The sequence below is a fragment of the Rhodococcus sp. BE178 genome (assembly GCF_050433545.1).
Classification (GTDB): domain Bacteria; phylum Actinomycetota; class Actinomycetes; order Mycobacteriales; family Mycobacteriaceae; genus Prescottella.
The window spans coordinates 95,395-119,579 of sequence record NZ_JBNPXA010000010.1 but is presented as its reverse complement, the minus strand read 5'-3'; the positions used below and the strand labels follow the sequence as shown (position 1 = coordinate 119,579).

The window sequence follows — 24,185 nt, the reverse complement described above, 5'->3', positions numbered from 1 at the left end:
AGGTGGTCGTCAATGGCTCCCGAGCGTGTCTACTGGAACGAGCAGATGGAGACCCGTCCGCGCGCAGAGCGCGAGTTGGAGATCCTGGCACTGCTGCAGCGGCAACTGCACCGTGCCTACGCCGAACTACCCTTCTATCAGCGGCACTACGACGCTCACGGCTTTCACCCCGATCAGGTTCGAAGCCTCGATGACTTCACACGACTGGTTCCCGTCATCACCAAGCAAATGCTGCGCGACGATCAGGCCGCTCACCCCCCGTTCGGCAGCTACCTCGGTGTGCCGGAATCCGAGATCGCGCGTGTGCACGGTTCCTCGGGCACGACGGGCGCTCCCACGTTGTACGGAATCTCGCATGCCGACTGGGAGCACGTGACCGACGTTATGGCCCAGGGTTTCTTCACCGCGGGTGTGCGTTCCACCGACAGGGTCCAGCTGGCTACCGTGTTCGGCATGTTCATCGGCGGCTGGGGCTCGCTCCAGGGCTGCGAGCGTATCGGCGCCACTGCGTTCCCGATCGGCGCGGGTGAGACGGAGCGCCAGCTCGAGTTGATGTACCGGGTCGGTACAACCGTGCTGATCAGTACGCCGACCTACGCGCTGCACATGTTGGAGCGAGCTCGGTCGCTCGGCTATGACACGGCGGCGTCCCCGCTTCGCCTAGGGATCTTCATCGGTGAGCCCGGCGCCGCCATTCCGGGGACCCGCGAGATGCTCGAGCGGGGCTGGGGCATGACCGTGCGTGACTTGGCGACGACGTCGGAGATGACTCCGTTCGCGACCAATGCGGAGTGCGAACACGGGCGCGGTGTGCACGTCCTGCAGGATCAGGTCTGGACCGAGGTCGTCGACAAGGAGGATCCCAACCGGGCCGTCGAGGACGGTGTCAGCGGCGGCATCGTCTACACGCACCTGAGGCGGGAGTCGCAGCCGATGATCCGCTTCGCCTCGCGTGACGAGTCGCATATGACCCACGAGCCCTGTCCGTGCGGCCGCACCTACCCGCGGCTGCCGCTCGGAGTGTACGGGCGGCTCGACGACATGTTGATCATCCGCGGAGCCAACGTGTATCCGAGCCAGGTCCAGAGGTCGTTGCTGTCCGTGCCGGGCACCGGCGTGGAATTCGTGATCATTGCCGACCGCGAGACGACCATGGATTCGGCCACCGTGCAGGTCGAGTACGACCCGACGCTCGAGCCGGAAGACGTGCAGGCCTTCAAGGTTGACCTCGCGGCTGCCGTACGTGCGCGGCTCAAGAACGATACGAACATCAACTTCACGGTGGAGATTCTGGATCCGGACACCCTCGAGCGAGCCGTCTCGAAGGCCAAGAGGGTCGTCGACCGCCGGCCGACGCTGCGGGTGGCTGCCACGGCCTGATCGGCGTCCCTGTCGAAACGAGAAGCGGATCGGTGCGCTCGGTCGCCTCACGGCGAAAGGCGCAACGCGGCTCCAGCCGGACGGAACTCCGCGAGGGCAAAGGGTTGAGCCCGGGGGACACGGAGCGCACCGATCCGAAGTCCACAACGCCGACCGGTAGCGGGGCATTCCGGAACCGCGGGTGTGATGTGGATTGTCCGCGTCCGGCAGCGACGTGATCCGGCCGCGTCCACTTGTAACGGAGTGCTCACATTTCCCCCTCACCTGCGGCCCGGCGGCACATCAGCGGCGGCGGATGTCGTCGAGAACCCGGCAGCGAACCGGATCGCTCCGTACCGTGGAGTGTCAACTGATACCCAGGGGGTGGGCGGAGTAGTGATGGGGCGATTAGCCATGACGACGGTGGGCCTGACGGTCGCGCTGTCGATGTTCAGTCCGGCATTCGCGGCGAATGCCGTGCCGATCGAGCAGATGCCACCGGCGGTTGCCGCGGCGGCGCACGTCGACCACGTGGTGGAGTTGACGGATCGGCGCACGGCACTGTTCGTGTTCTCGCCGGCGATGAACAAGGTGGTGCAGGTGCAGATCCTGCATCCGAAGGGCGCGGCCGCACGGCCGTCGCTGTATCTGCTCGACGGTGTCAGTGCCGGATCCGAGTCGGACTACCAGGAGAGCACCTGGACGCAGAAGACCGATGCCGTCGAGTTCTTCGCGGACAAGAACGTCAACGTCGTCCTGCCCGTCGGTGGCACGGCCGGCTACTACACCGACTGGGAGCGAATCGATCCCGTTCTCGGTGAAAACCGTTGGGAGACATTCCTGACTCGCGAGCTGCCGCCGATCGTCGACGGGCGGTTCCGGGGCAACGGCGTCAACGCGATCGCCGGCCTGTCGATGGGTGCACAGGGCGCGATGACACTCGTCGCCCGCAATCCCGACCTCTACCGCGGCGTCGCCGCGCTCAGCGGTTGCATGGACACCGGCCGCGTCGAATCGCAGGCCGCGGTGCGCGGCACCGTCGCGTCGAAGGGCGGCGACGCCGACAACATGTGGGGGACGCCGGGCGACCCGGCGTGGCCCGCACACGATCCATCCGTGAACGCGGAACAGTTGCGGGGCAAGGACATCTTCGTCTCCACCGGCAACGGGCTGGCGGGCCCGTACGAGCTCGGCGCACCCGATGCGCTCGAGAAGGTGGTCGTCGGCGGGCCGCTCGAAGCGGCGTCGCACTCGTGTACCCAGCTGTTCGACGGCAGGCTGGCGCAACTCGGCATCCCGGCCACATTCCTGTACCGCCCGTACGGAACTCACTCCTGGCCGTACTGGCAGGACGACCTGCGGGAAGCGTGGCCGACGCTGGCCCGCTCGTTGGAGATCTAGCGGGATCCGGGTGCTGACTGCCGAACTCGCCCACCGGGCCTGATACCCGCCTTCGATCGGTGCCGGGTCGGACGGTGAATCTCTGTGGTGGTGATCGGTCGGCCGCCCACGCGCCCTCGGTGTGATCGGGCTCAGTTCGGGCAGCTGATGGTGCCGACGGCGGTGGTCGGTCGTCCCGAATCGCGTTTGTCGGCAGGCACATTGATCATCGAGAAGGTGAGTACCCGGTTGTCGGCACTGGTTCGCACCGCGATGCTGTCGGCGTCCGGGGGTGCCGACTGGACGTAGTTGCCGGCTTCGTCGGCGAAGAAGATCACGGCCCCGACGCCGGATTCACCGTTGTCGTCCGCGTCGGTGTCGCCGGGAATGGTGAACGATGCACCGTAGTAGTCGGCTCGGGGGTAGTTGTCGCTGCCGTGGTGGTCGCGAGCGGCGTGGGACACGACACTGTATTCCCGATGCCCGTCGGTCGAGTCGTACCGGCACGTCACGGCCGACGCGTCATCGGTGCGGGCGGTGCCGGACCACATGCCCTCCAACGTGATTGCGGCACCGATCGGCGTGCCGGCAGGCGCGCTCGGAATCTCGGGGAGGTCCCGCGGAATCGGTCCCTGCTTGACCCGGAAGACGGCCTGCCCGGCGTCCTTCTCGGGGCCGTCGGTGGCCGGGGGCGGTTGCGAACACGCGGCCACGACGAGGGCGCACATTGCCGCACCGACGGCCCCGAGGGGTCTCGTAGTGGTCATCAGTTCGGTGCCGCGACCGCGATCCGACCCGGGGCCGGTGGCGCGACGGGGGAGTGGCTCTCAAGGTAGGCGGTGAGCGCATCGAGATCGGTTCCGGCGGAGGCGGGTTCGGTGCCGTCGCGCAGGGCGGTGAAGCCGTCGCCGCCGTCGGCGAGGAACTTGTTGACCGCCACCCGGTAGAGGCCGTCCGGATCGACGGGTCCGCCGTCGAGGCGGATGTCGGCGATGCGCGAACCGATCGGCGATCTGCGGTCGATTCGGTAGGTCAGTGTGGCCGACGGTGCCAGGATCAGTTCCAGCACGGAGCCGTCGTCGCGAGGCTGGAACTGTTGCTCGAGAACCTCTTTCAGCTGCGCTCCGGTGAGGGTTCGGACCTGGAGTGAGTTCGCGAACGGCTGGACCTGGTAGGCGTCACCGAAGGTGACGGTGTCGTCGTCGCCGGCGAGCAGGTCGGCCCGGACGCCGCCGGGATTGGTGAGGGCGATCTGTGCCCCACGCCCGCGCGCCGCCTCGAGTTGGGCGTCGGCGATCAGGTCGCCCAACGGGCTCTCGCCGCCCGTGCCGGGTTCGCGGGTGATGTCCGCGGTGACGGCGCCGACCGGCCGCTGGGCCACCTCGCCGGACTGTGTACTCGCCCGGTCGACGAGTTCGGCGACCCGAGGGTCGGGCGTGATGTCGTGCGTGACGATCTGGTTGAAGGCCTGCGTCTGTTCGCGATCCACCTCACCGGTCGCGCGGTCGAGACTCATGTCGACCACCGACACGATCCGTCCGTGCGAGGCGGCCTGCATCATCGGCCGCGGGTTGCCCGCCGGGTCGTCGACCGTGCAGTTGTACTGGGTGTGGCTGTCGGCGGTGAAGATCGCGTCCACCTTCGGGGTCGCCCGGGTCGCGATGTCGCGGGCCGGGCTGTCGCCGACGTCGCACGCGTTGGGGCCGCCGGTGGCCTGCTCGTCGCCGCGGTGCAGGAGGACGACGATCGCGTGCACCCCGAGGAAGTCGAGGGAGTCGGCCGTGCGGTCGATGGCGTCGATCTCGTCGCCGAACTGGAGACCCGCGACGCCGTCGACGCTGACCTTCGACGGTGCGTCGGACGGCATCACGCCGATGACGCCGACGGGCACGCCGTCGACGTAGTTCACCGAGTAGGGGAGCGTGGCGGGGGTGCCGTCGGAGAAGGTCATGTTCGCGGCGAGCAGCGGGAACTGCGCGCCGGTGAAGTCCGCTTCGAACTGGCAGCCGTCGACCGGGTGGCAGCCGCCGTCCTGCAGGCGGCGCAGCTCCCCGAATCCCTCGTCGAGCTCGTGGGTTCCGATCGATGCCGCGTCGACGCCCATCTCGTTCAACAGGTCCACGGTCGGTTCGTCGTGAAACAACGCCGACTCGATCGGTGACGACCCCCAGCTGTCGCCGACCGAGTAGAGCAGCGAGTGGGGGGCCTGCCCGCGCAACTGGTCGACATACGCGGCGAGGTAGGCGGCGCCACCGGCGTCGGTCGCGGGACCGTCGGGCCGCGAGATCTGGGCGCGCGCACCCTTGGGGGGCTGCAGGCTGCCGTGCAGGTCGTTGATCGCGAGCAGTCGCACCGGAACGGTGTCGACGTCCGGCGGGCGGGCGTCGACGGCATGCGTGCCGACGGTCAGCGACGCCCCGAGCGCCGCGGCGAGAACCGACACGCGACCCCGCGTCCGGCGTCCGGACAAACCGCTCCCTGGTCGACACACCGCCCAGAGTCTGCCAACGATTCGGCGGCGGTGAAACTGCCGACCGGTAACGGTTGGATTACGTCGTGGGGGAGCCCGCCGTGAGGCCGGCGAGCTCCAGTGCCGCACCGGATGTCGCGAACGCGAGGAACGCATCGTTCTCGTGCGGGTCGCCGATCGTGATCCGCACGCCGTCCACACCGTAGGGGCGGATCAGCACGCCGGCTTCGGCGCTGGCCTCGCCGTACGCGGCGGAGCGGTCCAGCAGCGGCAGCCACACGAAGTTGGCCTCCGTCACCGGGACGTCGTAGCCCGCGGCGAGGAGCGCGTCGCGCATCCGCTCGCGCTCGGCGACCACGGCGTGGGTGCGGTGCAGCAGCTCGTCCTGCGCGTCGAGGCACGCGATCGCCGCGGCCTGCGCCACCGCGTTGACGCTGAACGTGATGTGCACCTTGGCCAGTGCGGTGACGATCGCCGGATCGGCGACCGCGTAGCCGACGCGGATGCCCGCCAGCCCGTACGCCTTGGAGAACGTGCGCAGCACGACGACGTTGCGGCGGGTGCGGGCCAGCTCGACGCCGTCGACGCCGGAGCGGTTGTACTCGAAGTAGGCCTCGTCCAGCGCGACGACGATGTTCGCCGGGACGGCGTCGAGGAACCGCTCGAGCTCCTCGCGGCCCAGCGCGGAGCCGGTGGGGTTGTTGGGGTTGCACACGAAGATCAGGCGGGTGCGGTCGGTGACCGCGGCCAGCATCGCGTCCAGGTCGTGGCCGTGCGCGGCGGTGAGGGGCACCGGGACCGGCGTCGCGCCGGCGACCTTCGTGACGACCGGGTAGGCCTCGAACGAGCGCCACGCGTAGACGACCTCGTCACCCACGCTGCACGTGGCCTGCACCAACTCCTGGCACAGCGCCACCGAGCCGCATCCGGTAGCGATGTTCTCGGTCGGAACACCGAGCGACTCGGACAGCGCGCGGATCAGCGCCGCGGATGTGTTGTCCGGGTACCGGTTGGCGGTGGCGGCGGTGTCGGCGATGGCCTGCGCGACGCCGGGCAGCGGGCCCTGCGTCGTCTCGTTGCTCGCCAGCTTGATCGCCCCGGGATAACTGCGGCCCGGCACGTAGGTGGGGATGGAATCAAGATCGGCGCGGGTCGTCACGGGGGTCACGATGCGATTATGCGCCCTGCGATCACGTGCACTGTCGACGTGGTCGTGCCAAGGTTGAATCATGCCGGGAATCTTCCGGGACAGCGCCCCCCTGCGCGCCGACGACGACGCCGTCGTGGAGGCGCCGCGGGTACCGCTCACCGCCGTCCAGCCCGATCGCCATGCGCGCGGCGGCATCGTGGTGCTCCACGAGTCCCGCCAGTTCACCCCCGCGCTGATCGACCTGATGCGCGCCCTCGCCGCGGAGGGCTGGCTGGTGGTGGCCCCGCACCTGTTCCATCGCGAAGCCGCGCACAGCGACACCGAGGTGTTCGGCCAGAACCTCTTCGACGACTTCGATGCCACCTTCGACTGGCTCGTCGACCGCGGCATCTACACCGACTGCGTCGGGGTGCTCGGATTCGACGACGCCGGCACCGCCGCGATGATCGTCGCCACCAACCGGCCGGTCGCGGCCGCCGTGAGCGTCTCCGCCCACGGCATCGTCGAACCCCTCAACGCCGACACCCCCACCCTCGTCGAGGCCGGGCCGTCGCTCAAGGCGCCGTGGCTGGGCCTGTACGGCGAGGACGATCCGATGACCCCGCGCGACCACGTCGAGCGGCTACGAGACGCGGTCGCGCGGGCCGACGTCGCCACCAACATCGTCAGCTACAGCGGTCTCGCGCACCGGGCCGACGAGCCACCGGTCACCGAGGCGGCCGCCGGGGACGAGGACCCGCTCGTCGTGGCGATGCTCGACGCCCAGCGCCGGATCTTCGACTGGTTCGACGGGAACCTACGGTGATCCCATGGGCAATGCGCGCCTGACCTGCCGTTTTGCGTTTGCCGGGGATCTCTGTGTAATGTTTCGCCCGGCGGTTCGAAAGGGCCGGCCCCCAAGGAGGCGTGCCAGAGCGGCCGAATGGGACTCACTGCTAATGAGTTGTCCCCCTTAAAGGGGACCGGAGGTTCAAATCCTCTCGCCTCCGCCACACTGGTGCTTCGTTGGGCCAGTAACAAATGAACACTGTTTGGACATGCGCCCGTAGCTCAACGGATAGAGCATCTGACTACGGATCAGAAGGTTAGGGGTTCGAATCCCTTCGGGCGCACATCAGAAATCCCCCACCAGCATCGCTGGTGGGGGATTTCTCGTTTTGCATCAGGCGGTCAGGACGGCACGTTCAGGTGCGAGTTGCTGCGCACGGCCCGAATCCTGGTTCGAGCGCGACTGCCACGTCCTTGCGCATTCCGCACCTCGATCGTTCTCCCTGCCGGGGACCGAGTGGCGACGAACGCCCCGAGGGCGCTCGGGGCGTTCGGGTATACCCACTTGGAACTGTGGGGTGCGATTCACGTCAGCTGCGCGGCAAGTTCAGCCGCCGTAGGCGCACTGCTCGGTCCATCCGGTTGTTCCGTCGGTGAACTGCGTGGTGCCGCGCTGATACATCGACTGATCCATGCAGTAGTCCACCGTCTTGCCCGTCAGGGGAACGGGTGCCCCATTCGGTGCACCCGTGAATCCGATCGGCGCCTGCGGCTCCACGGCGGCGGGGGCCTCGTAGGTCGGCGTCACCTGCGGGGCAGTCGTCACGGCCGGTGCCTGCGTCACAACGGGTGTTTCGACCGCTGGCGCGGAAGCGGAGGTAGCTGGTGCCGGAGCAGCGGACTGAGTCGCGACGACCTCGTCATGGTTCGGCATCCGTGACGGCGGCGCCGACTCAGGCGCACCGGGCACGGTCCACGTTGCAGCAGGGAAGGCGCCCTCTCGTAAGTACGAGATCTTCGAGACCTGGATGTCCGGCTTGCCGGTCCATGTCACCATTCCCGCGCGCTGCTGGCCGGCGGGGATGTCACCTGCCTGAATGTCGTCCGACTCGCCGCCGATTGACAGCGTGAGGCTCGCCCCGTCTGCGGCGATGGCCTCAAACGCATTCGACGCGAGGGGAGTCGCGCCGCTGACGGACCGGACCGCGACTAGCGCCCGGTATTGCCGCTCCGGCTTGATCTCGCCGTAGTAGTCCATCTCGCGCGTGACGAGATCCGCGACGGTGACCTCGGCTTCCCAGCCGTCGCCCTTCACGGTTTGCGTGGCGCCGAGCTCCGCGGTCGGGGTCGAGTCCGATGTTCCAGGATCCGAGCTGGAGCACCCTCCGAGCACCAGCGCGGCAGCAGATAGAGCGATTGCGGCGATTGTCCGTTTCATGCCCGGGATTGAATCAGACCAGTCGGACTGATTTTTGGCGATGGCATCCATCGTGGTCAATGACACCTCGATTGGCTGTCAGCGCCTCCTCGAGTACGACACAGAACGAATCGGAAGTCGCACTTCTCGTGGGCGGCCCGCTCCGGACGTTGGAGCGGGCCGCTGATACTTCGTTCCCCTGCTACTGCAAGGGCTTCGGTCTACGAGCCGAACGGCAGGCTCGACGAGCCGAAGGAGAAGTCGGCCGAGCCGACGGACGAGCCCGTCGAAGTTCGCCAGGGGCCCCGGATCGCGACGGTGATCCCCGGGGTCTGGATGTTGGCGTAGAGCGTCTGGCCGTCGTGGCTGAATGCCGGACCGCAGAACTCGCTCTCGTTCAGTTCGTTCCGGGCGACCGAGAACGGCTCACCGTTCTCGGTGACCCCGATCAGATGGCTGATGCCGTCGCCGTCCTCGGCGAGGATCAGGCCGCCGTGTGGGGACACCGTGATGTTGTCGGGGCCGTCGTAGTTGCCGGTGTCGACGGAGGGGTCCGGGTTCACCCCGAACAGCGTCTTCAGCTCGACGGTCTGGGTGGCCGGGTCGTAGAACCACACCTGCCCGTCGTGCTCGGCGACGCTGCCGTCGCTGGTGCGGGCGAAGCTGGCGACGAAGTAGGCGCCGCCGTCGCCCCACCACTGCCCCTCGAGCTTGCGGCTGCGGGTGACCTGGTCGTTGGTGAACTGCTTGCGCACCGAGGTGGTCTTGGCGTCGCGGTCGGGGACGTCGACCCACTGCACGGTGTACCGGACGCCCGGTGTTGTGGCCTGGGAGAGATCGGGCACGTGGGTGCCGTCGAGGAAGCACTTCATCGCCTGCAGGGCGCCGGCGGTGTCCCCGCCCGGCGACTGCGCGAGAGCGTGGAACGCACCAGGGCCACCGACGAATCCCTGCGGCGGGGTCCACCGGTAGAACAGGCCGTTGGGCCCGCCTGCGTCCTCGGTGAGGTAGACGGCGCTCGACGACGGGTCGACGGCGACGGCCTCGTGTGCGTACCGGCCGAGGAACTTCAGCGGAATCGGGCTCTTGCCGATGTTCGCGGCCTGGCTGGCGGGATCGACCTCGAAGACGTAGCCGTGGGCGAGGGTGAAGCCGTTCGATCCGGCGCGCGCCTCGGTCTCCTCGCACGTGAGCCAGGTGCCCCACGGGGTGATGCCGCCGGCACAGTTGTTCACCGTGCCCGCGACGCTGACGTACTGGCCCTGGCGTGCACCGCTGCGGTCGATCGCGGTGGTGGTGGTGCCACCGCGGGCACCCGGGTCGTAGGTGAGCCCGTCGACGGCCGGGACACCGTACGGTTCGTTGCTGCCGACCTCGTGGTTGGTGACGATCGTGGTGCCGGTGCCGTTCGCGAACACACCGTTCGCATCGGGATCGCTGGGGAACGGGACGCCACCGTCGAGCAGCGTCTCGCCCGAGCGGGAGACGATCGTGTACGAGAACCCCTCGGGCAGGGCGAGAATCCCGTTGGGGTCGGGGACGAGCGGGCCGTAGCCGATCACGCCGGCGGGCGCGGCGCCCGCGAGAGCGGGCCGGAACAGGGTGCCGACACTGCCCGCGAGCGTCACCCCGATTCCGGCCAGGGCGGTGCGTTCGAGGAACGTGCGGCGATTGAGCGGTGAGGTGGTCACTGTGCGGGTACCTCCCATTGGATAGTCAACGACGCGAGGACGGTAGGTCGGCAACCACAACGACGGAATGCCGCCGGATGGCCTGCCGATGAACCGGGCCGGAACTTCCTCGCGCTGGTACCGCCGCGCCTACGGTGACGGGCTCCTGCACACAGCCGCAGATCGAGGTCGGAGACTCGAATCCCTTCGGACGCATATCGGAAATCCCCCGCCGGCACCGCCGGTGGGGACGGCAGCTGTCGATCCCGCGGCCTCGACGCCTAGCCTCGGACCGAGGCCCGGGACGACCGGCCGCACTGCGAAGGAGACCTTGTGACGACACCGATGCTCATCGCCCTCGGCCCGAAGCCCGACGACCTGCTGTCGGACGCCGTCGTCCGCGGTGGTGCTGAACTCGCGGACCTGGCGGACGCGCAGGCGCTCGTGTGGGACGGCGAGGACGCCACGAGTTTCCCGGCCGAGTTGCCCGAGTCGATTCGGTGGGTGCAACTCAACTCGGCCGGCGTGGAGCACTGGTTCGACGCCGGCGTCATCCAGCGGCACCCGGAGGTCGTGTGGACGTCGGCGGCCGGCGCCTTCTCGGCGACCGTCGCCGAGCACGCGTTCATGCTGCTGCTGGCGGGTGTCCGTGCGCTGCCCGAGCACCTGGCCGCGACCACGTGGCGGCAGCGCGAGTTCTTCGGCAAGGTCGGGACGCTGCGCGGGGCGCGGGTCGCGATCATCGGGGCGGGTGGAATCGGGCGGACGATGATCCCGATGCTCGCCGCGGTCGGCGCGACGGTGATCGCGGTCAACCGCTCCGGCCGCCCGGTGCCCGGCGCCGCCGAGACGATCCCTGCCGACCGCGTCGACGAGGTCTTCGGGCGGGTCGACCACGTCGTGGTCGCGGCCCCGGCGACCAGCGAGACCCGGCACCTGGTCGGGGCCCGGCAGCTCGCCGAACTCGGCCCGCGGTCGTGGGTGATCAACGTCGCTCGGGGGTCGCTCGTCGACACCGATGCGCTCGTGACCGCGCTGCGGGACAACACGATCGGTGGCGCGGGGCTGGACGTCACCGATCCGGAACCGCTGCCCGACGGCCACCCGTTGTGGACGCTGCCGAACGCGATCATCACCCCGCACGATTCCAATCCGCCCTCGGTGCGCCACTCCGCGTTCGCCGAGCACGTCGCGGAGAACGTGCGGCGCTTCGTCACGGGCGAGGAGTTGGTGGCGCGGATCGATGCGTCGGCGGGCTACTGATCCGGGGTGACCCGTAACCGGTCGTGGTCGTCGCGGTGCTGCTGTTCTGGCTGTTCCAGCGGGCGAACTGTGTTCCCCGCGATGCAGTGGAGTTGACACGCGTGTCAAGTCGGCCCGTGCGACCAGGTTCTCGTCACGTTTGCCCCCGTCACGAGTCCGGGAGAGTGGAACGGAGCGCGCACGTACTCAGCTGAGGTGAAGGACGCGCGAGGCTTCGCGCGTGGCGTCGAGGACGAGCGGGGCGAAGTGCTCGAGCTTGCCCGAACGCGCGTCGCCGCACAGTGAGATCGCGGCCACCGGCCGGTCGCGGAGGTGGACCGCGGCGCCCACGCAGGCGACGCCGCGAACCGCCTCGCCGCGCTCGTAGGCCAGCCCCCGGCGATGGCGGATCCGCCCCAACTCCAGATGCAGCGCGGAGATGTCGGTGATCGTGCGGTCGGTGCAGCGGCTCAGCCGGTTCTCGTAGAGTCCGTCGATCCGCTCCGGGTCGAGCCACGCGAGCATCGATTTTCCACCGGCGGTCGAGTAGGCGGGGCCGCGGCCACCGACGCGGGTCGGCAGCGTCGCGGCGAGGCGCCCGCCGACCTTGTCGAGGTAGACGCTCTGGCTGCGGTCCAGCACCGCCAGGTGGACCACGAGTCCGGTCTGCAGGTGCAGTTCGTGCAGCAGTGGCGCCGCCGCGGCGCGGATCTCGGTCTGGCTGTCGTCGTCGGCGGACAGGGCCATCGCGCGGCCCCCCAGGCAGTAGCCCGACGTCAGGTGCTCGAGCCAGTCCAACTGGACGAGTTTGTCGAGGATCCGGTGCACCGTCGAGCGGGGAAGCCGCGTGCGCCGGGTGACCTCCTCGAGGGTCAGCCGCGACGTGCGGCTGTCGAACGACTCGAGGATCAGGGTTGTGCGCTCGATCATCGAGACCGGGGGTTCGCCGCGTAGTTCGCGGGAAGCCAGGGGGCTCCGCGACCCGCCGACCGTCATCGACACCTCCACGTCTCGCCTTGTCTGGTCAGCCGTTCGTTCGGACTGGCCGGATACATCATTGCCGAGAGGTGATCTGGCCGACGAGTCTGCCGCCCGGTTACGGCTATCCGTCGGCGAGCTCCCGCAGGATTCCGGCCAGTTCCTCGATGGCGGCGGAGGATTCCGCTGCGGGTCGTCGGAACAGTCCCACCGGCTCGGCGGTGCCCGGAGTCGGCTGCGGCAGCCGCACGAGAGTGCCGTCATCGAGGTCGGTCTGCGGCACCCGCTCGGGGGTGAACCACACCGCATTGCCGCGGCGGGCGAGGGTGCGGGCCACGGTGACGTCGAGGGTTTCGACGCAGCCGGCCGACAGGTGCAGGCCGTGCCGCTGCAGCAGCACCTCGGTGTGGTGACGCGGGACGGTACCCGCCGTCGCGACCACCAGGGGGTACTCGAGCACCGCGGGCATCGATGCCGGACCCGTGGACGCGGTGAGCGGGTGGTCGGGGCGGACGATCAACGCCAGCGATTCGGTGTAGAGCAGTTCGAAGGCGACATCCTGCAGCGCAACGGGTTCGGTCATGCGTCCGAGCGCGAGGTCGAGTTCCCCGGCGCGCACCGCGGCGAGCAGGACCGCGTTGGACCCGGTGGTGACCTGGACTCCCACGCCGGGATACCGCTCGTGCAGGCGGGAGATCGCGGCCGGCAGTAGCACGCTGGCGACCGTCGGTAGGGCGCCGACCCGGATCGGTGCGCTGGGGGCGCCCGCGCCGGCGAGGGCCGACGCCGCCGACTCCATCGCGTCGGTCACCTCCACCGCGTGCCGCAGGAACTGCTCGCCCGCGGGGGTGAGCCGGGCGCCGTGCCGACCCCGGTCGACCAGGCGCGTCCCGGCGAGTGCCTCGAGCTCGTTGAGGGTCTTGGTCACCGCCGGCTGGGTCAGGTGCAGTCGCTCGGCGGCCCGGCCGAGGTTGCGCTCCTGTGCCACCGCGACGAAGCACGTGAGGTGCCGCAGCCGGATCCGGTGCAGCAGTCGGGACGCGACGGGGGATTCGGGAGGCGGAACGAACCCGGCAGGCATAGCCGTAGGTTATGGAAATGAGCAGAAATGGTCAATTTACATGAGATGAACTCAGAAATAGCGTGGTCGGGAACCCGCTCGACAGGAGTATCACCATGACCATCGGCGAATTCGTCGAACGCGACGCGACGGTGCATCCGCCCGCGCTGACCCCGGGCTACAAGACCAGCGTGCTGCGCTCGCCGCGCAACGCGCTCATCTCGCCGCGGAACACGCTGTCCGAGATCACCGGTCCGGTGTTCGGCGCGCGCGAACTGGGGGAGAAGGACAACGACCTGATCCTCAACTTCGCAAAGGACGGGCTGCCGATCGGCGAGCGCCTGGTGGTCCACGGGTACGTGCGCGACGAGTTCGGCAATCCCGTCTCGGGCGCCCTGGTCGAGGTGTGGCAGGCCAACGCGGGCGGGCGCTACCGGCACAAGAACGACAAGTACCACCTCGCGCCGATCGACCCGAACTTCGGTGGCTGCGGTCGGATGATCACCGACAGCAACGGCTACTACGTCTTCCGCACCATCAAGCCGGGCCCGTACCCGTGGCCCAACAGCACCAACGCGTGGCGGCCCGCCCACATCCACATGTCGCTCAGCGCCGACGGCTGGGCCCAGCGGCTGATCACCCAGCTGTACTTCGAGGGCGACCCGCTGATCGAGCGCTGCCCCATCGCCAACACGATCCCCACCGTCGAGCAGGTCCGCAGCCTCATCGCGCAGGAGGATCCGGCGAACCACATCCCGTTCGACGCCCGCACCTATCGCTTCGACGTCACCCTGCGCGGCCGGCGCGCCACCTTCTTCGAGAACACCCTCCCGGGAGCCCCGCGATGACCTTCGCCCTGCCCTCCATCCCGCTGACCCCGCGCCCGATGGTCACCCGGTTCCCGGAGACGCCGTCGCAGACCGGCGGCCCGTACGTACACATCGGACTCGCGCCGCAGCAGGCCGGCTTCGAGATCTTCGAGAACAACTTCGGCAACGACCTGGTTGCGGACGACACCGTGGGCGAGCGGATCACGATCGAGGGCCGCGTGTTCGACGGCAGCGGCACCCTGGTGCGCGACGCGCTGCTCGAGATCTGGCAGGCCAACGCGTCGGGCAAGTACGCGCACCGCCTCGACCCGCAGGACAAGCAGCTCGACCCGACGTTCCGGGGCTGGGGGCGCACCGGCGCCGACTTCGACTCCGGCGTCTTCGAATTCCGCACGATCAAGCCCGGTCCGGTCGAGGCCGACGGCGGTCGCGTGCAGGCCCCGCACATCTGCGTCGTGGTGTTCGCCCGCGGTATCAACGTGGGACTGCACACCCGGATCTACTTCGACGACGAGGCCGCCGCGAACGCCGCCGACCCCGTTCTGGGCGGCATCGAGTGGGAGACCCGCCGCGAGACACTGATCGCGAAGCGTTCCGATCGGGTCGGAAAGGTGTTCTACACCTTCGATATCCGGCTGCAGGACACCCCCGACGGCGGCGCGGAGACGGTCTTCTTCGATATCTGATCAGGGGACGGCGACCGGCAGCACGGTGCCCTGCGCGACGGCGCACAGGCGGGTGCTGCCGTCGTCGGCCACCATCTCCAGCTCGCACCGGCACACCGCGCGGCGTCGTCCGGAGTGGATCACCCGCGCGGTGGCGCGCAGTGTCCTTCCCTGGGCGGGGCGCACGTACTCGATGGTCATGCCGCCGGTGAGGACGCCGGGCCCCAGCGCCGTGCCGGCGGCGTAGGTGAGGGTGTTGTCGGCGGCGTAGGCGAGCACCCCGCCGTGCAGGAAACCGTTCTGCTGCAGCAGGTCCGGTCGGGAATCGACCTCGAGAACGGCGCCGTCCGCGTCGAACGAGACCAGTCGGGCGCCGAGCAGGACGCTGAACGGCTGCGATGCGAGATGGGTGCGGGCGTCCTCGACGCTGAGCCGTGCCCCGCTACTCGACATGGAACCTCCTCGGCGATGTTCGACTGTCCGTCATCGACTATCGCACGTCAGCGACGGCGGTGCCGGTGACCAGTAGTCGAGCATCTCGGCGAACGTCTCGCACGCCGCGCCGGAGACGCCGTACGGCGCCTCGAGGTGCACGCCCAGCGGGAACCCCAGATCGTGGACCCCGTCGATCACGCGTCGGTAGAGATCCAGCAGCGCGTGTCGGCGCTGTTCCAGTGAACCGGCCGCAGTGTGGGCGACGAATTCCTGTTCCTGCCGGACCAGTTCGTTGCCCGTGTCGTGGATGAGCCAATCGATCAGCCGCACCTGCCGCTCCATGCCGGGCACGTATCCGAACGACAGCAGGATCTCCGGGCGGTGTGCGCTGCGCGCGGCGAACGTCTGCAGGAAGTCCACGATCCGGTCGGAGTACAGCAACTGGGTCAGCGCGAAGGTCGCGCCGCACTCGCATTTCTCGTCGAACCGGCCGACTTCGCCTCGGCGCGTGGGGATCATCACCACGCCGCGGTGGGGGATCAGGTCACGGAAGCGCATGAGCGCGTCCTGGGGCGTGATCCCCGGCGCGGCGGCGACCGGCATGCCGTGCGGCTTGCCGACGAAGGTGATGCCGTCCATGCCGGCGTCGCGCAACCGCCGCACGCGGTCGGTGAGTTGGCGTTCGTCCTGGAACACCGTGACCTGCGTGCACAGGCCCGCGACCGGGCCGAGCGCCGGACGGACCGCCGCCCAGAAGTCCAGCACGTCCATCCGCGGCGTCAGCGCGACGGGCCGATCCGCGTCCTCGGCGACGATGCCGGGCAGCATCACGTGGCTCACACGGCCGGTGAGCCCGTGGCGCCGACAGTGTTCGGCGGCCGCGCCGGTCTCCTGCCCGGCCCGGTCCGTGCCGCCGTCGAGTTCCGGTGGCACCAATTCCAGTGCCACCGTGTTCATTGCGCGCGTACGGCCGTGGCCAGCCAGGCCGGGGCGAGGAGACGGTCCTGGGCGTCGTAGCCGAGTCTGTCGGCGACGGCGGCCAGCGGCGCGTCGGCCTGCCCGGCCATGTCGCCGCGGGTCATCGCGGTGGTGTACGTGGTGCGTTCGAGCCGTCTTATCGCCCATCCCGCACCCGCGAGCGTGTCGCGGAGGTTGCCTTCGCTGATCCGGAAGGGGCCGGGGAACTCGTCCGGAACCAGGTCCGAGAAACACAGGAGATGCAGTCGCGCGCCCGGTCGGCAGGCGCGGTGCAGCGCCGCGACGTAGCGGTGGCGCGTGTCCTCGTCGAAGCAGTGGTACAGCGCGCTGTCGATCGCGGTGGTGAATCGGTCGGTGTAGCCGGTCAGGGTGAGGGCATCGGCGACGTCGAAGTGGACGGCCTTCTCGAGCCCGCGCAGTCGGGCGCGTTCGCGGGCGATGTCGATCGCGGCGGGCGCGGCGTCGAGCCCGCAGACCCGGTATCCGCGGTCTGCGAGGAATATCGTGTTTTCGCCCGGCCCGCAACCGATGTCGAGAACCTCGCTCGCGATCTGACCGTCGGCCTCGAGGTTGCGGATCACCGGCTGGGCCTCGCCGATGTCCCACGGCACCTTGTCGAGCTGGAACCCGGGGTGTTGTGCGGTCTCGGTGGGCTGCGGGTTCTGGTTGAGGGCGTCGAAGTCGCCGCGATACAGCGCATCGAAGTCGGCGGGACCCGGTGGGGTGGGTGGTTGGGGCGCATTCGCGTTCACTTGCTGTTCCTTCCCGACGAGGCGGATGTCGAATCCTGGGTGGAGGCCGGGGCGCGGGCTCGCACGGTGAGCATGTTGCACCGCTGCCGGGTGTAGATCCGTTCACAGCCGAGCTGCTCGAGCAGGATGGCCGGGCCATCCGGGGCGAACATGCGTGCGCCGCCGAAACGTTCGGCCAGGTCCGTCAGCGGGCGGGCGACCACCGCGGCGGGTCCGTCGGGTCGGCACGGGACCATCACCAGCAGCCATCCGCCCGGTTTCACGATCCGGATCATCTCGGTCAGGGCGTCGACCGGTTCGGGCACGAGCATGATCACCAATGTGGCGCAGGCCGCGTCGGCGCAGTCGTCGCGCAACGGGAGGTGTGTCGCGTTTCCGCGGAGAAGTCCGATGTTCGGACGGGGCCGCTGACCCGCTCGCGCCAACATCGGCGCCGACAGGTCCACCCCGACCGCCAGCCCGTGCGGGCCGACCGCGTCGGCCAAGGTGGTGGTGACGTTGCCGGGCCCACAACCGACGTCGACGACCGTCTGCCCCGGTCGCAACCGGAGTTGGGCGGCGACGGTCGAGAATCCGGGGGCCATCACGGCGGCGGTCACCCGTTGCATTCGTTGGTACATCGCCGCGCCGAGCGACGTCTGCCACGCGGCCTGCGCGCGCCCCGGTGGGGGAACGGTCTCACCGGGCAGCGTGTCGAAATACCCGTCCGCCGTCGGCACCCACGTCACACCCGGCCGCAGCAGCTTTTCCAGCCGCTGCGGGGTCGCGAGGGTCGAGATCTGTTCCGGCTCCGTCGATCGATCCACGTGGATCATCTCCCTGGATTGCACCTGCCGAGGCCCGCCGCTGCCTCGGTCACACGGGCGACAGGTCCACTCCCGATGGTACCGAGAACCCGGTGACTGTCGGGGTGGCCGACGGCGACGCCCCCGCCGACAGGTGTCGGCGGGGGCGTCGAATTCGAATGGGTGAGGCGCTACTTCTTCGCCGCGGGCGCGGGCAGCTCGAGTCCCCGCTCGGTGAGGACGGTGCGCAGGCGGTCGGGGTAGTCGGTGATGATGCCGTCGACGTCGAGGTCCATCAGGGCATGCATGGTCTCGGGGTCGTCGACGGTCCACGGGATGACCTTGATGTCACGTGCGTGGGCCGAGTCGACCATCTCCTTCGTCACGTACAGCGTGAAGTTCGGGTCGGACACCTTGCCGTTCTGCGGGGTGCCCTGCACCGGCGAGTACGCCGACGCGCCGAACGTGGAGATCGCCGCGATGGCGTCGCCGCCGAAGTCGTCGATGTCGAGCCCGCCCAGCCACGGCGAGGCGCCGTCCTTGCCGATCTGCAGGAAGTCGCCGTTGGTGAGCGCGACGAGCGGGACGGACGGCGCGAGCTGACGGGTGAGCATGAGCGATCCCCAGTCGAAGCTCTGGATCGTGACGCGGTCGAGCATCCCGGCGTCGCGGATGGTGTTCAGCACGGTGCCGACGAACAGCTCACGGGGCGCGGTCTCCGACGGCGCGCCGGCCTCCACCTTGGTCTCGATGTTCATCTTGACGTCGGGGGCGTTGTACGACTTCACCAGATCGAGCACCTCGGTGAGGGTCTGCATCTTCGCGCCCGGGACCGTCTGTTGACCGGGGTGGTCGGCGAGCCGCAGCGAGCCGCAGTCCATGGTCTTGATCTGCTCGAGAGTCAGGTCCTTGATGTACTTGCCGACGTAGGGGAACTCCGGATCGCCCGGGGTTGCCGGGGCGGTGTCCTGACACTTCTTGTTCGAGATCTTGCGGTCGTGGGTGACGACGGCGATGCCGTCCTCGGTGACCTGCGTGTCCAGTTCCAGTGTGCTGACACCCATTTCGAGCGCGTTGGAGAAGGCGGCGAGGCTGCTCTCGGTGTACAGGCCGAGGCCGCCGCGGTGCGCCTGGACATCGAAGGTGGGCTCGGCCGGGGCGCTGCTGCCCGCCGATCCGAACCAGTCGAGGCTGCCGGTGGCGGACGCGGTGGCCGGGGCGAGGGCCGCGAGTGGCAGCGCGGCGAAGGAGGTGACCGCAAGTGCGGAGATGGCCCGACGAAGATTCATGCCGCAAAAGCTATGCGGAGGCCGTGGCCGCCCGATGGTCGTCAGGTGAACGACGAGTATTGATTCGGTCTATTTCCGGAATCGGAGGCATGATGTCCGCCATGTTCAGTGACACCGAAAATGGCGATCTCGCAATAGAAGCCGGTGACATTCGCGTCGGGATCTCGCCACGGCGCGGCGGCGCGATCACCCGCCTCGTCATCGACGGGGCCGAACTGCTCGCGCAGGGCGACGGGTACGGGTGCTTCCCCATGGCGCCGTGGTGCGGGCGAATCGACAACGGCCAGTTGTCCGTCGGCTCGGTGACGCATCACTTCCCGCTCAATGCGGGCCCCCACGCCATCCACGGCACGGTACGGGACGGCGAATGGGACGTCGTCGACGCATCCGCCACACACGTGACGTTGCGGCAAGCGCTGGCCCCGCCGTGGCCGTTCGCGGGTCGGGTGACCCAGAGATTCCGCCTGACCGAGGACTTCCTCGACCTCTCCATGGAGGTGACCGCGGAATCGGATCCCTTTCCCGCACAGGTCGGGTGGCACCCGTGGTTCACACGCCACCTGCGCCGCGACACCGAGCCTGTTCGGATCGATTTCGCGCCCGACTGGCAAGAACTACGCGGCCCCGACTACCTTCCGTCGGGCGCGCGGATCGCCCCCAGGCCGGGACCGTGGGACGACTGCTTCGGGATGGTCGACGGCGTGCACGTGGTACTGACGTGGCCGAGTCTGCTCCGGTTGGAACTCGGTAGCCCCGAGCAGTGGGTAGTGGTCTACGACATGGAAGATGACGCCGTCTGCGTCGAGCCGCAATCGGGACCACCCAACGGGGTCAACACGATGCCGCAACTCGTGACGCCGGAATCTCCCCTCGTTGCCGACTGCCGATGGACGTGGACGCGGCTCTGAGCCGATGTGGAGTGCGGACAGGTGTGCCCCTATGCGTCCGGTCGGGTGTTGACCGCGATCAGGTCACGCATCCGTTGGAGCAGTGAGTCGCGCACCTCGGGTGGGGAGAGCACTTCGATGGTGGCCCCCAGGCCCAGGAGGTAGGTGACGAGCATATCGGTGTCGTTGCCGCCGATGACGACGATCGTGGAATCGGAGCCTCGAGCGGTATGCGTTCCGATCGTCGGTGGGACCACTGCCCGAGCACGCTCGATCGGTAGGGGGAGACGAATGGTCGCGTAGATCGGGTACACGACGCTGGAGATTCCTTCTGCCACAAATATTTCCGGATCCGGTGCGTCCAACGGCTCGGCCCGGCTGCCCGTGGTGCGGGTTTCGAGCACGCGATCCGCCCGGAAGCTGCGCCATGCCCCCTTCGACACGTCCTTGGCCACCAGGTACCAACGGCGGTTCCGTCGAACGAGGCGATATGCGTCCACCTCTCGAACGGAGTCCAACCCGCCGTGATTTCGGTAGGCCAGCACGAGCCGCTCGAATCGGCGGCATGCCGTCGCCAATCGCAGCAGGATGTCCGGATCGATCTGTGGCTCGCCGGCCTGTGCCGAATGCACGATCACGGTATCCATCGCACGCAGCCGGTCGGCCACACTCGCAGGCAGTACCCGGTGCAGTTTGAACAGCGCGGACAGCACGGCCTGATCACCGCCCAGCACGCCGGTGCCGGCCGCTTCGCGCAGCGCGACCGCCACCGCGAGCGCCTCGTCGTCATCGAGCACGAAGGGCGGAATCTGGCGACCGGATCCCAGCCGGTACCCGCCCCATGGTCCCGGATCCGATTCCACGACGTAGCCGAGTTCCCGCAACCGCGCGACGTCACGACGGATGGTCCGCGCATCGACATTCATCCGATTCGCCAACTCGGCGGAAGTCCATTGCACACGAGTGGACAGCAGGGCCAGCAGGTCGAGCAGCCGGGCAGAGGTACCGATCACAGCACCATCTTCCCGAACAACCAGGACAGTAACTGTCCTTATCGGCTTCTATGGTGGCGCTCATGACGCACAACGTGACATCACCACCGCAAATCCGCTTCCTGTCCGTCGATTTCGACTGTCCGGACCCCGCAGAACTGTCGGCCTTCTACAGCTCGATGCTCGGGCTTCCGGTCCTGTACTCGAGTGACGACTTCGTCCTGCTGGGCCGTGGCGGCGAGCCCGGTCTCGGCTTCATTCGTGTCGCCGACTACCGCAGGCCCACGTGGCCGGACCCGGCAGAAGGAAAACAGGCACACATCGAACTAGGCGTCGACGATCTCGATGCGGCACAGGCGTACGTGCTGTCGCTGGGGGCGGAGCTTCCCACGTTCCAGCCCGACACCGCCCACTGGAGGGTTCTGCTGGACCCGGCCGGGCACCCCTTCTGCCTCTCGCGCAACGGCTGAGCGGTCTACGGGTCGGCCGCCGTCGTCGGATCGTCAGCCCGACATCCCCGTCCGCCATGTCGGGTACTTCGGTTCCCAGCCCAGGCCGCGTGCCTTCGCGTTCGACGCGCCCCGACCGTGGCCGGGCCCCAGGCCCGTCGGCTCCTGCGCTCCCACCCAGCGGCAGAACGTCGGCACCCAGGTGTCCGGTCCGGCGGGCTCGTCGTCGACGATGTTGACGATCCCGGTGGGCCAGTCGAGGGCCGCGACGGTGGGGGCGACGGTGTCGGCGATGTGCAGGAAGCTCTCGATGCCGTTGCCGGCGAAGACGCCGTCGCGTGCGGCGCGGCCGAAGTCGCCGTCGGGGGAGTACCACGTGCCGGGGCCGTACAGCTTGCCGTAGCGCAGGACCACGTGGTTCGGGATCTCGGCGGACTCGTGCTCCATGGCGACCACGCCCTCGACGGTCCGGGCGTTCGGCCCGGTGGCCTCCATGAGCGGGGCGGTCTCGTCGGCGAGACCTTCCCCGTCGGCGTACAGCCACGCGATGGACTGCGTGATCAGTCGCTCGACGCCGTACCGGCGCATCGCGTCGACGAGGGTGCGAGTGCCGACGATGCGTAGTTCCGCGTTGGCCTCGAGGTCGGCGCCGGACAGGTCGGTGAGCTGATGGATCACCGCGTCCGGGCGGGCCTCGGCGATCGCGTGTTCGACGGAGGCCGCGTCGAAGGCGTCCAACCGGACGACGGTGGCGCCCGCGTCGCGCAGTTCGGGACGCGAGTCCGGCTTGCGCGAGGTGCCCACCACCTCGTGGCCCTGCGCGATCAGTTCCCGGGTGAGCGGCAGTCCGACGACGCCCCCGGCACCGGCGATGAGGATCCTCATGGACACGAGCCTAGGAAACTCGCGCCGTCGCCGCCGGTTTCGCGGCCGATTCGAGACCCGCGGTCACGCGCCGGCCAGAGCCGCCTGCACCCGGTCCGCCGCTTCCGCCGGATCCTCGTGCTCCCAGATCCGCACCACGGTCCACCCCGCCGCGGCGAGTCGGGCGTCGGTGTCGCGGTCGCGAACGACGTTGGCCGCCAATTTGTCCGCCCACCACTGCGCGTTGTTCTTGGGCGCGGTGGCGTGCTGCGGGCAGCTGTGCCAGAAACAGCCGTCGACGTAGACCGCGACGCGGCGGCGCGGGAACACCAGATCGGCGCGCCGGCGCAACCCGGTCAGGGGAGCGCGGTCGACGAAGAACCGGGCCCCGCGGCGGTGCAGCTCGCGTCGCAGCGCGACCTCCGGGACGGTGTCGCGGCGGCGCTGCGCCCGCATCCGGGCGCTGGTCAGGGGATCGGTCGAGGGCATCGACACCATCCTCGCACCGGAATCAGGCGGCTGCTTCCGGGTAGCCACCCATCCGGTCGAGGTGGCTCTCGATGTCGTCGAGGAAGCCGGGCACGAAGCGCAGGCTGCCGGTGCGCGCCCGCTTGAGGAACCCGGCGGTGGCCCGGGCCGACAGCAGCTGCGAGTGCTCGAGGAACCCGCTGAGATCCTCGTACGGGTCCTGGACCGGCCAGTGCGACTCGTGGACCCGGAACGCCTGCCGGTTGCGGCCCCACGCGGCGCTGGGCCACGCGTCGCCCGGCTTCAACGGTGTCTCGTGGTCGGGGCTGTAGGGGATGCGTTCGGTGAGGCGGCCGCCCGCCCACGCGGCCATCCGGACGCTCACGGCGTTGCCGACCAGCCGCCAGCGGTGCCCGTTGCGAACCCCCTTGGCCTCGACGGCCGGTGCGGTCCAGTCCGGGTCGAAGCCCTGCAGGCGTTCGGCGTCGATCAGGCCGGGGGTGACGATCTCCCCGGACGGCAACCGCACCGCGGGCGGTGACGCGATCCCGACGGTGGAGCCGCCCTTGAGGGTGGGCACCGCGTTGACCGCCCAGCCGAGACCGCGGATGCCCTCGGTCCAGTAGAAGCCGCACGGATGCAGTGACGGATCGCCCTCGTCGGGGGCGCCGGCGTCCTGGCCGAACAGCACCTCGCGGGGATCGTCGGTGCGCGACGCGAGCATCAGCACGCGCTGGCGACGCTGCGGCAGGCCGAACGCGCGGGCATCGACCACCCGGTACGCCCACGTGTAGCCGAGATCCTCGAGCGCGTCGGTGATGTGCCGCATCGCCGCGCCGCGGCTCAGCTGCAGCATGAACGGGACGTTCTCGATGAGCAGCCAGCGCGGGCCCTTCTTGCGCTTGACCAGGCGGAACACCTCGTCGACCAGCCCGGAACGGGATCCGGTGATGCCGGCGGTGCGGCCGGCCTGGGAGAGGTCCTGACACGGGAACCCGGCCGCGACCAGCTCGGTACGCTGCGGCAGCGAGCGCAGCCGGGTGACGTCACCGTGTAGTTCGACGCCTGCGAATCGGGTGCGCAGCACCTGCTGGGCGCCGGCGTCGATCTCGCACAGCAGTTCGGTTTCCCAGCCGTGGCTGCGGAGGCCCAACTCCACCCCGCCGATGCCGGCGAACAGCCCCACCATGTTCCCGGTCGACGTCACGGCACCCTTCCTCACGCACAAATACTGGGTGAACGTTACTCGAGAACTCCGACGACTTCGCGCACAGCGCCCGCCCGCCCGGGTGGGCGT

At 69.1% G+C, this 24,185-nt stretch carries 24 protein-coding genes and 2 tRNA genes; 10 read left to right on the top strand and 16 right to left on the bottom strand.

What is annotated here, in order from left to right:
* Positions 1–12: 12 nt before the first annotated feature.
* Positions 13–1,380: a phenylacetate--CoA ligase family protein gene (locus tag J2X34_RS18175; protein ID WP_429518827.1), complete on the top strand. Its 1,368-nt coding sequence runs from the start codon at positions 13–15 to the stop codon at positions 1,378–1,380.
* Positions 1,381–1,758: 378 nt separating this feature from the next.
* A complete protein-coding gene (locus tag J2X34_RS18170; protein ID WP_429518823.1) occupies positions 1,759–2,760 on the top strand; it encodes an alpha/beta hydrolase in 1,002 nt (333 codons plus the stop codon).
* 131 nt (positions 2,761–2,891) lie between these two features.
* Here J2X34_RS18170 and J2X34_RS18165 read toward each other — a convergent pair whose 3' ends face one another.
* From J2X34_RS18165 to hisC, 3 genes are all read right to left on the bottom strand, one after another.
* The gene (locus tag J2X34_RS18165) at positions 2,892–3,506 is read right to left on the bottom strand and encodes a hypothetical protein (RefSeq protein WP_429518819.1); all 615 of its coding nucleotides are present in this window, start codon (positions 3,504–3,506) and stop codon (positions 2,892–2,894) included.
* Positions 3,506–5,209, bottom strand: a complete 1,704-nt coding sequence (locus J2X34_RS18160) for a bifunctional metallophosphatase/5'-nucleotidase (protein ID WP_429518815.1) — start codon at positions 5,207–5,209, stop codon at positions 3,506–3,508. Before J2X34_RS18160 ends, J2X34_RS18165 begins: the two co-directional genes overlap by 1 nt.
* Positions 5,210–5,288: 79 nt before the next feature.
* Entirely contained in the window at positions 5,289–6,377 is a 1,089-nt protein-coding gene (gene hisC, locus J2X34_RS18155; RefSeq protein ID WP_429518811.1) for a histidinol-phosphate transaminase, read from the bottom strand.
* 61 nt (positions 6,378–6,438) lie between these two features.
* On the opposite strand from hisC, the gene J2X34_RS18150 reads away from it, so the two are divergent.
* The 3 genes from J2X34_RS18150 (at position 6,439) to J2X34_RS18140 (ending at position 7,471) form a co-directional block, all read left to right on the top strand.
* On the top strand, positions 6,439–7,164 hold the full coding sequence (locus J2X34_RS18150; protein WP_174907577.1) for a dienelactone hydrolase family protein: 726 nt from the start codon (positions 6,439–6,441) through the stop codon (positions 7,162–7,164).
* 95 nt (positions 7,165–7,259) lie between these two features.
* Positions 7,260–7,351 (top strand) — tRNA-Ser (locus J2X34_RS18145).
* Positions 7,352–7,398: 47 nt separating this feature from the next.
* Positions 7,399–7,471: transfer RNA gene (locus J2X34_RS18140), tRNA-Arg, on the top strand.
* A gap of 263 nt (positions 7,472–7,734) precedes the next feature.
* Here J2X34_RS18140 and J2X34_RS18135 read toward each other — a convergent pair.
* Positions 7,735–8,565 carry a hypothetical protein gene (locus J2X34_RS18135; RefSeq protein ID WP_429518806.1) on the bottom strand — a complete coding sequence of 277 codons (831 nt, stop codon included), beginning with the start codon at positions 8,563–8,565 and terminating at the stop codon, positions 7,735–7,737.
* A 200-nt stretch (positions 8,566–8,765) separates the two neighbouring features.
* Positions 8,766–10,235, bottom strand: a complete 1,470-nt coding sequence (locus J2X34_RS18130) for an alkaline phosphatase PhoX (protein ID WP_429518802.1) — start codon at positions 10,233–10,235, stop codon at positions 8,766–8,768.
* A 324-nt stretch (positions 10,236–10,559) separates the two neighbouring features.
* Here J2X34_RS18130 and J2X34_RS18125 point away from each other — a divergent pair, with 324 nt between their 5' ends.
* The gene (locus tag J2X34_RS18125; protein WP_114723868.1) at positions 10,560–11,477 is read left to right on the top strand and encodes a D-isomer specific 2-hydroxyacid dehydrogenase family protein; all 918 of its coding nucleotides are present in this window, start codon (positions 10,560–10,562) and stop codon (positions 11,475–11,477) included.
* 186 nt (positions 11,478–11,663) lie between these two features.
* Here the strand turns inward: J2X34_RS18125 and J2X34_RS18120 are convergent, their stop codons facing one another.
* Both J2X34_RS18120 and J2X34_RS18115 read right to left on the bottom strand, forming a co-directional pair.
* A complete protein-coding gene (locus J2X34_RS18120; protein ID WP_397484751.1) occupies positions 11,664–12,452 on the bottom strand; it encodes an IclR family transcriptional regulator in 789 nt (262 codons plus the stop codon).
* Positions 12,453–12,558: 106 nt separating this feature from the next.
* Complete coding sequence (locus tag J2X34_RS18115) at positions 12,559–13,515, bottom strand: LysR substrate-binding domain-containing protein (RefSeq protein WP_114723803.1); 957 nt, start codon at positions 13,513–13,515, stop codon at positions 12,559–12,561.
* A 95-nt stretch (positions 13,516–13,610) separates the two neighbouring features.
* On the opposite strand from J2X34_RS18115, the gene pcaH reads away from it, so the two are divergent.
* Together pcaH and pcaG are read left to right on the top strand one after the other, a co-directional pair.
* Entirely contained in the window at positions 13,611–14,342 is a 732-nt protein-coding gene (pcaH, locus tag J2X34_RS18110; RefSeq protein WP_429518792.1) for a protocatechuate 3,4-dioxygenase subunit beta, read from the top strand.
* A complete protein-coding gene (pcaG, locus tag J2X34_RS18105; protein ID WP_429518790.1) occupies positions 14,339–15,010 on the top strand; it encodes a protocatechuate 3,4-dioxygenase subunit alpha in 672 nt (223 codons plus the stop codon). The genes pcaH and pcaG overlap by 4 nt, the downstream gene beginning before the upstream one ends.
* Here the strand turns inward: pcaG and J2X34_RS18100 are convergent, their stop codons facing one another.
* The 5 genes from J2X34_RS18100 to J2X34_RS18080 form a co-directional block, all read right to left on the bottom strand.
* The gene (locus J2X34_RS18100; RefSeq protein WP_114723805.1) at positions 15,011–15,442 is read right to left on the bottom strand and encodes a PaaI family thioesterase; all 432 of its coding nucleotides are present in this window, start codon (positions 15,440–15,442) and stop codon (positions 15,011–15,013) included. It lies immediately after the preceding gene.
* A gap of 30 nt (positions 15,443–15,472) precedes the next feature.
* A complete protein-coding gene (locus tag J2X34_RS18095; RefSeq protein ID WP_114723806.1) occupies positions 15,473–16,381 on the bottom strand; it encodes a mycobacterial-type methylenetetrahydrofolate reductase in 909 nt (302 codons plus the stop codon).
* The gene (locus J2X34_RS18090; RefSeq protein ID WP_114723807.1) at positions 16,378–17,154 is read right to left on the bottom strand and encodes a class I SAM-dependent methyltransferase; all 777 of its coding nucleotides are present in this window, start codon (positions 17,152–17,154) and stop codon (positions 16,378–16,380) included. Before J2X34_RS18090 ends, J2X34_RS18095 begins: the two co-directional genes overlap by 4 nt.
* Complete coding sequence (locus J2X34_RS18085) at positions 17,151–17,960, bottom strand: class I SAM-dependent methyltransferase (RefSeq protein WP_174907588.1); 810 nt, start codon at positions 17,958–17,960, stop codon at positions 17,151–17,153. The genes J2X34_RS18090 and J2X34_RS18085 overlap by 4 nt, the downstream gene beginning before the upstream one ends.
* 170 nt (positions 17,961–18,130) lie before the next feature.
* The gene (locus tag J2X34_RS18080) at positions 18,131–19,228 is read right to left on the bottom strand and encodes a glycerophosphodiester phosphodiesterase family protein (protein ID WP_114723809.1); all 1,098 of its coding nucleotides are present in this window, start codon (positions 19,226–19,228) and stop codon (positions 18,131–18,133) included.
* Between the two features lie 101 nt (positions 19,229–19,329).
* Between J2X34_RS18080 and J2X34_RS18075 the strand changes: the two genes are divergently transcribed.
* Complete coding sequence (locus tag J2X34_RS18075; protein ID WP_114723871.1) at positions 19,330–20,136, top strand: aldose 1-epimerase; 807 nt, start codon at positions 19,330–19,332, stop codon at positions 20,134–20,136.
* A 29-nt stretch (positions 20,137–20,165) separates the two neighbouring features.
* On the opposite strand, the gene J2X34_RS18070 is transcribed toward J2X34_RS18075, so the two are convergent.
* Positions 20,166–21,128 (bottom strand): helix-turn-helix transcriptional regulator, encoded by a 963-nt coding sequence (locus J2X34_RS18070; protein WP_114723810.1) that lies wholly within the window; start codon positions 21,126–21,128, stop codon positions 20,166–20,168.
* 62 nt (positions 21,129–21,190) lie between these two features.
* Between J2X34_RS18070 and J2X34_RS18065 the strand changes: the two genes are divergently transcribed.
* Positions 21,191–21,577, top strand: coding sequence for a VOC family protein (locus J2X34_RS18065; protein WP_114723872.1), 387 nt, complete (start codon positions 21,191–21,193; stop codon positions 21,575–21,577).
* Positions 21,578–21,610: 33 nt separating this feature from the next.
* Here J2X34_RS18065 and J2X34_RS18060 read toward each other — a convergent pair whose 3' ends face one another.
* The 3 genes from J2X34_RS18060 to dcm all read right to left on the bottom strand — a co-directional run bounded on the left by J2X34_RS18060 (position 21,611) and on the right by dcm (position 24,095).
* A complete protein-coding gene (locus tag J2X34_RS18060) occupies positions 21,611–22,441 on the bottom strand; it encodes an NAD-dependent epimerase/dehydratase family protein (protein ID WP_114723811.1) in 831 nt (276 codons plus the stop codon).
* A gap of 63 nt (positions 22,442–22,504) precedes the next feature.
* The gene (locus J2X34_RS18055) at positions 22,505–22,909 is read right to left on the bottom strand and encodes a very short patch repair endonuclease (protein WP_114723873.1); all 405 of its coding nucleotides are present in this window, start codon (positions 22,907–22,909) and stop codon (positions 22,505–22,507) included.
* Positions 22,910–22,931: 22 nt separating this feature from the next.
* A complete protein-coding gene (gene dcm / locus J2X34_RS18050) occupies positions 22,932–24,095 on the bottom strand; it encodes a DNA cytosine methyltransferase (RefSeq protein ID WP_114723874.1) in 1,164 nt (387 codons plus the stop codon).
* Positions 24,096–24,185: the final 90 nt, after the last annotated feature.